The 8,798-nt window shown below is 70.8% G+C and carries 9 protein-coding genes; 4 read left to right on the plus strand and 5 right to left on the minus strand.

The window, feature by feature from the left end; genetic code table 11:
- Window positions 1–2: 2 nt before the first annotated feature.
- Genes ACTB72_RS03175 through atpD form a run of 5 tightly spaced genes read right to left on the minus strand, consistent with a single transcriptional unit; the run spans window position 3 to window position 3,160 of the window.
- A complete protein-coding gene (locus ACTB72_RS03175; RefSeq protein WP_463035528.1) occupies window positions 3–710 on the minus strand; it encodes a F0F1 ATP synthase subunit A in 708 nt (235 codons plus the stop codon).
- Entirely contained in the window at window positions 707–1,000 is a 294-nt protein-coding gene (locus tag ACTB72_RS03180; protein WP_463035529.1) for an N-ATPase subunit AtpR, read from the minus strand. The genes ACTB72_RS03175 and ACTB72_RS03180 overlap by 4 nt, the downstream gene beginning before the upstream one ends.
- On the minus strand, window positions 997–1,278 hold the full coding sequence (locus tag ACTB72_RS03185; RefSeq protein ID WP_463035530.1) for an AtpZ/AtpI family protein: 282 nt from the start codon (window positions 1,276–1,278) through the stop codon (window positions 997–999). Before ACTB72_RS03185 ends, ACTB72_RS03180 begins: the two co-directional genes overlap by 4 nt.
- Window positions 1,275–1,688 (minus strand): F0F1 ATP synthase subunit epsilon, encoded by a 414-nt coding sequence (locus ACTB72_RS03190; RefSeq protein ID WP_463035531.1) that lies wholly within the window; start codon window positions 1,686–1,688, stop codon window positions 1,275–1,277. The genes ACTB72_RS03185 and ACTB72_RS03190 overlap by 4 nt, the downstream gene beginning before the upstream one ends.
- Window positions 1,685–3,160, minus strand: a complete 1,476-nt coding sequence (gene atpD, locus ACTB72_RS03195) for a F0F1 ATP synthase subunit beta (RefSeq protein WP_463035532.1) — start codon at window positions 3,158–3,160, stop codon at window positions 1,685–1,687. The genes ACTB72_RS03190 and atpD overlap by 4 nt, the downstream gene beginning before the upstream one ends.
- A 267-nt stretch (window positions 3,161–3,427) precedes the next feature.
- Between atpD and ACTB72_RS03200 the strand changes: the two genes are divergently transcribed.
- Genes ACTB72_RS03200 through ACTB72_RS03215 form a run of 4 tightly spaced genes read left to right on the plus strand, consistent with a single transcriptional unit; the run spans window position 3,428 to window position 8,538 of the window.
- Complete coding sequence (locus ACTB72_RS03200) at window positions 3,428–5,167, plus strand: PHA/PHB synthase family protein (RefSeq protein ID WP_463035541.1); 1,740 nt, start codon at window positions 3,428–3,430, stop codon at window positions 5,165–5,167.
- A complete protein-coding gene (gene fabI, locus ACTB72_RS03205) occupies window positions 5,164–5,928 on the plus strand; it encodes an enoyl-ACP reductase FabI (protein WP_463035533.1) in 765 nt (254 codons plus the stop codon). Before ACTB72_RS03200 ends, fabI begins: the two co-directional genes overlap by 4 nt.
- Window positions 5,915–7,351 (plus strand): bifunctional enoyl-CoA hydratase/phosphate acetyltransferase, encoded by a 1,437-nt coding sequence (locus ACTB72_RS03210; protein ID WP_463035534.1) that lies wholly within the window; start codon window positions 5,915–5,917, stop codon window positions 7,349–7,351. The genes fabI and ACTB72_RS03210 overlap by 14 nt, the downstream gene beginning before the upstream one ends.
- The gene (locus ACTB72_RS03215; RefSeq protein ID WP_463035535.1) at window positions 7,348–8,538 is read left to right on the plus strand and encodes an acetate/propionate family kinase; all 1,191 of its coding nucleotides are present in this window, start codon (window positions 7,348–7,350) and stop codon (window positions 8,536–8,538) included. Before ACTB72_RS03210 ends, ACTB72_RS03215 begins: the two co-directional genes overlap by 4 nt.
- Window positions 8,539–8,798 lie beyond the last annotated feature (260 nt).

Consider the following 8,798-nt stretch of genomic DNA (forward strand, 5'->3'; position numbering starts at 1 on the left):
GGTCAGGCCCTTTCGGAGGCGGAGTCGGAGGCGGCGTCGCAGGAGGCGGGCCGCGCCTCCTCGACCGTCGAGGCGATGAACACGGTGGCGAGGATGGCGAAGATGTAGGCCTGCACCAGGCCTGTCAGAAGATCGAGCGCCATCAGGGGGATAGGCACCAGCAACCCGGCGAGCGAGGCGACGATGCCGACCACGAACACCCCGCTCATCACGTTGCCGAACAGGCGCACGAACATGGAGAACACACGCGTCACGCTCTCCATCAGGTTCAGCGGGATCATCGCGAGGTTGGGGCTGGCGAAGGATTTCAGGTAGCCCCCGACGCCCCCCGCCGCCCCGAAGCGGATCACCGCGAGGAACACCAGGATCGCCAACGCCGCGTCCGTCTCCAGCTTCGCCGTCGGCGGATCGATGCCGGGGATCAGGGAGACCCAGTTGGCGCAGAGGATGAAGACGAAGAGCGTGCCGATGAAAGCGCGATAGGGGCCGGGGGCGGCGCCGGTGGTCTCGCGGATCTGGCCGTCGACGGCGTCGACCAGCAGTTCCGCCGCCGCCTGCACCGGGCCGGGGCGGGTCCGGAGCCTGCGGGTCGCCAGCCAGGCGCCGCCGACCAGAACCGCCATGATCGCCCAGGTCACCGCCACCCCCGGGGTGATCGGGACCGGGCCGATATGGAACAGCGGCGAGGAGGAGAGCGGGCTTTCCATCATGCGGCCGGCGCCTCGCCGCGCATCACCATCCGGCGCCCCGCGACGATGCCGAGGGTCATGGCGATCAGCGGCGCCGCGCCCACGGAGACCGCGATCGCCAGCGCCGCGCCCGCCAGCGCGAAGCGGCCTAAGGTCAGCGCGATGGCGAGGCGCGCAGGCCCGCCCGCCACCATCAGCGCGGCGGCGCGGCGGAGCATGTCGAAATAGACCTGACCCGTGCAGACCCCCACCATCAGGAACACCGTGGCCTCGGCCAGGGTGCGCAGGATCTCGAACAACAGCGGCGTCATTGCGACTTCATCCATCTCCAACCCACCCATGCGCCCAATGCGAGGCCCGCGATCATCAGCGGCGCGCTCCAGAAAATCCCGGTGTCGAACCGCCCGTCCAGCCAGCGCCCGAGCAGCAGCCCCGCCAGCATCGGCGACACCACGATCCAGCCCAGCACCCCGATCTGGGTGAGCCTGCGCCCGATCGAGGGCTCCCCCGCCCGCCGCGCCGCCTCTTCGCGCGCTTTTCGGAGCCGCACCGCCTCGATCAACGGATCGGGATCGACAGGGTCGCTCACGGCGCCCCCCGCAGGCCGGAACGGGGCTGCAGCCGACCCACCAGCCGCCGGATCGCGCCCATCTGGAGGCGAAGGTCTTCGGTCCGCTCGGTGCGCTCCAGGTCGTCCTCGGCGCGGAAGCGGGCGAGCACGGTCTGGTCGAGAGTCGCGAGGTCGTCGCCCGCCACCGCCTCGCGCGTCGCGATGTCGACCCGCGCGCCGCCGGCCACCGTCAGCATCCCGCCGCGCAGCGCGCAGTGGCGTCGGGCGCCGGCCAGGTCCGTCCAGCTCGCCACCGACAGGGTCAGCGCGGTGAGGAAATCGGCGTGGCCCGGCAGAACCCCGAAGCCGCCGCTGGCGTCTTCGGCCCTCAGGCTCGCGATCTCGGCATCCACCACGACGGCGAGCGGGGTGACGATGCGCAGCCTCACGCGGCTTCCTCCGCCTCGTCGGGCTTCGCCGCCGGCGCTCCGGCCGCCTGTTTCCCCGACGTCTTCTCCTTCGCCTCGGCCTCGGCCAGCGTGCCGACCATGTAGAGCGAGTCCTCCGCCCACCCGTCCGCCACGCCGTCGAGGATCGCCTGGCAGCCGGCGAGCGTATCGGCCCGGCTGACGCTGGCGCCCTTGGTCCCGGTGAACGCCTCCGTCACCATGAACGGCTGGCTGAGGAAGCGCTGCAGACGACGCGCGCGCTTCACCACCAGCTGGTCGGCGACGCTCAGCTCCTCTACGCCCAGCAGGGAAATGATGTCCTCGAGGTCCTTGAGCCGCGCCAGCGTTTCGCGCACCGCTTCGGCGATGCGGTAATGATCCTCGCCCACCACCAGCGGGTCGAGCAGGGTGGAGGAGGAGGCGAGCGGGTCGATGGCCGGGTAGAACCCCTCCGCCGCCAGCGCGCGCGACAGGACCACGAGGCTGTCCATATGGGCGGAAATGGTGGTCACGGCCGGGTCGGTGAAATCGTCGGCCGGCACATAGACCGCCTGGATCGCGGTGACCGAGGCGCCGGAGACCGAGGCGATCCGCTCCTGCAACCCCGCCACTTCGCTGGCGAGCGTGGGCTGGTAGCCGACGCGGGACGGCAACCGGCCGAGCAGGCTGGAGACCTCGGCCCCGGCCTGCACGAAGCGGAAGACGTTATCCATCAGCAGCAAGACATTGCGGCTTTTCTGGTCGCGGAAATGCTCGCAGACCGCCAGCGCGGTCAGCGGCGTGCGCCAGCGCGCGCCCGGCGGCTCGTTCATCTGGCCGTAGACCAGCACGGTGCGCTCGAGCACGCCCGAGGCCTGCATTTCGGTCAGCAGCTCATGCCCCTCGCGCGACCGCTCGCCGATGCCGGCGAAAACCGAGATGCCCTGGTATTTCTGGACCATGGCCTGGATCAGCTCCATCACCAGCACGGTCTTGCCGACGCCGGCGCCGCCGAACATCGCGGCCTTGCCGCCCTGCGCCATGGGGGTCAGCAGGTCGAGCACCTTGATCCCGGTCTCGAAGAGCTCGATTCCCCCGCCCTGGTCCTTCAGGGCCGGGGGGCGGGCGTGGATCGGGTGGGTCGGCGCGTCTTCGGGCAGCGGGGGCCCGTCATCGTGCAGCGCGCCGGTCACCCCCATCAGCCGCCCCAGCACCGCGTCGCCCACCGGCACCGACAAGGGCGCGCCGGTGGAACGGACGGCGACGCCGCGCGCCAGCCCCGCAGTGGCCTGGAAGGCGACGGCGCGCACCGTGGTCTGGTCGAGCTGGCTGTGAACCTCGAGCATCAGGGGCTCGGACCGGTCCCAGTCGACGATCAGCGCAGTGTTGATCGGGGGCGGCGCACCCGTCTCGAAGCGCACGTCGACCACGGCGCCGCGCACCGCATGGACATGACCCTGGGGCGGGGAGGGAGGATCGGAGACGTCGGACATCCGTTCTGGGATCCATGGGCACGGGAGGGCGGCCAATGCGCCAGCCTGACTCATCGACGATACCCGGGCCGCCCCGCCGTCGCCCTGATGCAGATCAATGCTGCGCTGCAAACCGGGGACTAGATTCGCCATGCGCACCGACAGGCCCTCGCCCTGCCGGGAACAGGAGCAGTCATGACCCAATGTCCCGCCGCGATGAATTCCGGAAAGAAAATCCAGATTTCGGAGGACAGCACGCCGGCTGCGCTGCTGTCCGCCCCCCCGCCCATGGTCGACGAGACGCCCGCGCCCGCGTTCGGGGCGAAGGCGACCGAGGCGATGGACCGCGCCGTGCATGCCGCGATCGCGAAGGCGACCTCGGGCCTGTCGCCTTCGGTGCTGGGCGAGGCGTGGATGGACTGGGCGGTGCATGTCGCGGTGTCGCCGGGCAAGCAGCGCCAGCTCGCCCAGGCCGGGATGCGCAACGCCTTCAGCCTGTGGACCCGCGCGATGGGCGCCCATCATGATCCCGACGAGACCGACCCTGCGCTCGATCGTCGCTTCGCCGCCAACGCCTGGCGCGCCAAGCCCTTCGACCTTCTGGCCCGCGCCCATATCCTGACCGGCGACTGGTGGCGCACCGCGATGACCGACGTGCACGGGGTCGCGAAGCCCCATGAGGACCTGATGGCCTTCACCGCGGGCCAGCTGCTCGACACCGTCGCGCCCTCGAACTTCGCGCTGACCAATCCCGAAGTGCTCGCCGCCATCGCGGAGCAGAAGGGCGAGAACCTGGTCCGCGGCTTCCGCAATTTCGCGGAGGACGCCGCACGCAAGGCGGGCCACGCCAGGCCCGAGGCGCACACCGCCTTCGGGGTCGGCCGCAACCTGGCCACCGCACCGGGCAAGGTGGTGTTCAAGAATGCGCTGATCGAGCTGATCCAGTATGCGCCCACCACCGCGACCGTGCGCCCCGAACCGATCCTCATCGTGCCGGCCTGGATCATGAAATACTACATCCTGGATCTGTCGGCCGAGAACTCGCTGGTCCGCTTCCTCACCGGCCAGGGCTTCACCGTGTTCATGGTGTCGTGGAAGAACCCGGATGCGGGCGACCGCGACCTCGGGATGGAGGATTACCGACGCCTCGGCGTGATGGACGCGGTGGACGCGGCCTGCGCCATCTCGGGGTCTCCGCGCCTGCACGGCATGGGCTATTGCCTCGGCGGCACCCTGCTGACCATCGCAGCCGCGGCCATGGGGCGCGACAGCGACGACCGCTTCCTCACGCTCACCCTCCTCGCCGCCCAGGTCGACTTCACGGAGGCCGGGCCGCTGCGGCTCTTCATCACCGAATCGCAGGTGACGTTGATCGAGGACATGATGGCCGAGACGGGGTTTCTCTCCTCCGACCAGATGGCCGGCGCCTTCGCCCTGCTCCGCTCCCGCGATCTGGTCTGGGGCCCGGCGATCCGCGACTACCTGCTGGGCGAACGCGCCCGCCCCTTCGACCTGATGGTCTGGAACGCCGACGCGACCCGGATGCCGGCGCGGATGCATTCCGAATATCTGCGCCGCCTGTTCCTCGACAACGACCTGACCGAGGGGCGTTACCGGGTCGGCGACAAGGCCATCGCCGTCACCGACATCCGCATCCCGATCTTCGCGGTGGGGACCGAGGACGACCATGTCGCGCCCTGGCGGTCGGTCTACAAGCTGCACCTGTTCTCGGACGCCGACATGACCTTCGTGCTGACCTCGGGCGGGCACAACGCCGGGATCGTGTCCGAGCCGGGCCATGCGGGCCGGCACTTTCGCATCGCGCACACCAGAGCCAACGCCGCCTACCGGGAGCCCGACGCCTGGCTGACGGCAACGCCTGCGCAGGACGGGTCGTGGTGGGTCGAGCTGACCGAATGGCTCGCCGCCCGGTCGGCCGCGCCCGTCGCGCCGCCGCCGATGGGCGCGCGGTCGGGCCGATACGCCGCCAAGGCCGATGCGCCGGGCGACTACGTGATGCTGAAATGAGCGGGCTCGAAGGCAAGGTGGCGCTGGTGGTGGGCGTCGCCAACGCGCAGTCCATCGCCACGGGCTGCGCGCGCGCCCTGCGCGACGCAGGCGCCGAGGTCGTGATCACCTATGTCGACGACAGGGCGAAACCCTACGTCGCCCCGGTGGCCGAGGCGCTGGGGGCCGCGATGCTCCTGCCGCTCGACGTCGAGGCGGACGGGCAGATGGAGGCGGTCTTCGCCGCGGTGGAGGCGAAATGGGGACGGCTCGACGTCGTCGTCCATTCCATCGCCTTCTGCCCGGCCGAGGACCTGCATGGCCGGGTCGTCGATTGCTCCCGCGAAGGCTTCGCGCAGGCGATGGACATCTCCGTCCATTCCCTGATCCGCATGGCGCGGCTGGCCGAGCCGCTGATGCCCGACGGCGGCGCCATCCTGACCATGACCTATTACGGCGGCGAGAAAGTCGTCGATCACTACAACATCATGGGCCCGGTCAAGGCGGCGCTGGAGGGGACGATGCGCTCGCTCGCCGTCGAGCTGGGCCCCAAGGGCATCCGGGTCAACGCCATCTCTCCCGGCCCGCTCAAGACCCGGGCGGGGTCGGGGATCGCCCATTTCGACGAACTGATCGACGCCGCCCGCGAACGCGCCCCTCAGCACGCCCTCGTGACCATCGAGGACGTGGGCGACATGGCCGCGATGCTGGCCGGCGCGGGCGCCGACCGGGTGTCGGGCATCATCGCCTATGTCGACGGAGGCCTCCATGTCCGCGCCTGACCCCATCCAGACGGAAGACGACATGCGCTACATCGAAAACCGCACCTGGGACGAGATCGCGGTCGGCGACCATGCCGAGCTGACCCGGACCCTGAAGCCGCAGGACATCGAGCTTTTCGCGGTGATGTCGGGCGACGTGAACCCGGCCCATGTCGACGCGGATTTCGCCAAGGACGACATGTTCCACGGCGTCATCGCGCATGGCATGTGGGGGGGCGCCCTGATCTCGGCCGTGCTGGGCACGGAGTTGCCGGGGCCGGGGACCATTTTCCTCAGCCAGTCGCTGCGGTTCGAGGCCCCGGTGGGACTCGGCGACACCGTGGTGGTGCGCGTCGAAGTGACGGAGAAGAAGCCGAAAGGCCGCCTGAGCCTCGCCTGCACCTGCCGCAACCAGACCGGCAAGATGGTGATCGAGGGCGTGGCCGAGGTCATCGCGCCTCGCGAAAAAGTCCGCCGCCCCCGCGTGGCGCTGCCCGACGTGCATCTGCATGTGCAGGGCGCCCAATATGCGCGGCTGATCGCGGCGACCAAGACGCTCGCGCCTGTGCCGACCGCGGTGGCGCATCCCTGCGACGCGCTTTCGCTGGAAGGGGCGCTGGACGCCGCGCGTCAGGGGATGATCGTCCCGATCCTCGTCGGGCCGCGCGCGAAGATCGAGGCGGCTGCGAAGGCGGCGGGCCTCGACCTGACCGGCTTCGAGATCCACGACGCCCCCCACAGCCACGCGGCCGCCGAAGCCGCGGTGACGCTGGCGCGCGAGGGCAAGGTGGGCGCCCTGATGAAGGGCTCGCTGCATTCGGACGAGCTGATGAACGCCGTGGTCTGCGCGACGTCGGGCCTGCGGACCGAACGGCGGATGAGCCATGTCTACGCGCTCGACGTGCCGACCTATCCCAAGCCGCTGCTGGTGACGGACGCCGCGATCAACATCCACCCAGACCTGCCCGCCAAGCGCGACATCGTCCAGAACGCCATAGACCTCGCCCACGCGCTGGGGATCGAATGCCCCAAGGTCGCGATCCTGTCGGCGGTGGAGACGGTGAACCCCGACATCGCCTCGACGCTCGACGCCGCCGCGCTCTGCAAGATGGCCGAGCGCGGGCAGATCGCGGGCGGGCTGCTGGACGGGCCGCTCGCCTTCGACAACGCCGTGTCGAAGGCCGCGGCGAAGACCAAGGGGATCGTTTCCGAGGTGGCCGGCGACGCCGACATCCTGGTCGCGCCGGATCTGGAATCCGGCAACATGATCGCCAAGCAGCTGATCTACCTCGCCGGGGCCGACGCGGCGGGGATCGTGCTGGGCGCGCGCGTGCCGATCATCCTGACCAGCCGGGCCGACAGCGCCATGTCGCGCCTCGCCTCCTGCGCCATCGCGCAGCTGCTGGTCTCGCGGGCGGCGCGGGTGGCGGAGAGCCGACTGTGACCGACGCGATCCTGGTGATCAACGCCGGCTCGTCGAGCCTGAAATTCGCGGTGCACCCCGCGCGGGGCGACGGCCCGCCGATGCTGCGCGGCAAGATCGCCGGCATCGGCGCGATCCCCGGCTTCGCGGCGCGGGATGCGGAAGGCCGTCCGGTCCCCGCCGACGGGCTGTCTCGGATCGCGCCCCAGGCGGCGTTCGACACGCTGATCCCCCGGCTGCTGGATTGGATCGCCGGCCATCAGGGCGGGGTGCGGGTGGTCGCGGCCGGGCATCGGGTGGTGCATGGCGGGCGAAACCATGCGGGGCCGGCGCGGATCACGCCGGAGCTGATGGCGGAACTCGACGCGCTCTCCCCTCTCGCCCCCCTGCACCAGCCGCATAATCTGGCGGCGGTGCGCGCGGTGGCGGCCTCGGCCCCCGACCTGCCGCAGGTGGCGTGCTTCGACACCAGCTTTCACCGCACGCAGCCCCGGCTCGCGCAGCTTTTCGCCCTGCCCCGGGCGCTGACCGGCGCGGGCATCCTGCGCTACGGTTTTCATGGGCTTTCCTACGACTACATCGCGGGCCGCCTGCCCGAGCTGCTGGGCGCGAAGGCCGAGGGCAGGGTGATCGTCGCCCATCTCGGCGCCGGGGCCAGCATGTGCGCGCTCCGCGACCGGCGCAGCGTCGCGGCAAGCATGGGGTTCACCGCGCTCGACGGGCTGATGATGGGCAAACGCTGCGGCGCGCTCGACCCCGGCGTGATCCTGCACCTGATCGAGCAGCGCGGCATGACCGTGGCCGAGGTCGGGCGGATGCTTTACGAGGAGTCCGGCCTCAAGGGCGTCTCGGGGATCAGCGGCGACCTGAAGCTGCTGGAGGCGAGCGACGCGCCGGAGGCCGACGAGGCCATCGCGCTGTTCTGCTGGCGCGCGGCGGGCGAACTCGCGGCGCTGGCCATGGCGGTCGAGGGGCTGGACGCGCTGGTCTTCACAGCCGGCATCGGCGAGAATTCGGCCCGCGTCCGCGCCGGGATATGCGCGCGGCTGGGCTGGATGGGCGTGACGCTCGACGAAATCGCCAACGCCCGCGGCGCGACCCGGATCAGCCCCGCCGGCGCCGCGGTGGACGTGCTGGTGATCCCGACCGACGAGGAGACGGTGATCGCGCGCGCCACGCGTGCCTTCGACGGGCTGAACCTGGGTTAGCGCCTGGAGGTCGAGCGCCATGAACACGAACTTGCCCCGGCAGGCCTTCGGCGTCGGCGCCGTCGGCGCGCGGAGCGAAAAGCCGGCCTTTTCGCAGAGGGGGCGGGCCGCCTTGAGCGTGCGAAACGGTCGAGGACCATGCGTCGGAACCCCTGGGCGCGGGCCATCGACGTCTCGACCAAGGCCTCGCCCAGCTTCCACCCGCGGATAGCGGGGCGCCGCCGAAGGTTCGCAAAAATCGGGGCCGGGCGCGACGCGGG

It is taken from the genome of Albimonas sp., assembly GCF_055129145.1.

What these genes read in the sequence shown, in the direction of transcription:
- ACTB72_RS03175 (WP_463035528.1), bottom strand. Translation starts at nt 710, where the DNA reads ATGATGGAAAGCCCGCTCTCCTCCTCGCCGCTGTTCCATATCGGCCCG.
- ACTB72_RS03180 (WP_463035529.1), bottom strand. Translation starts at nt 1,000, where the DNA reads ATGACGCCGCTGTTGTTCGAGATCCTGCGCACCCTGGCCGAGGCCACG.
- atpD (WP_463035532.1), bottom strand. Translation starts at nt 3,160, where the DNA reads ATGTCCGACGTCTCCGATCCTCCCTCCCCGCCCCAGGGTCATGTCCAT.
- ACTB72_RS03200 (WP_463035541.1), top strand. Translation starts at nt 3,428, where the DNA reads ATGGTCGACGAGACGCCCGCGCCCGCGTTCGGGGCGAAGGCGACCGAG.
- fabI (WP_463035533.1), top strand. Translation starts at nt 5,164, where the DNA reads ATGAGCGGGCTCGAAGGCAAGGTGGCGCTGGTGGTGGGCGTCGCCAAC.
- ACTB72_RS03210 (WP_463035534.1), top strand. Translation starts at nt 5,915, where the DNA reads ATGTCCGCGCCTGACCCCATCCAGACGGAAGACGACATGCGCTACATC.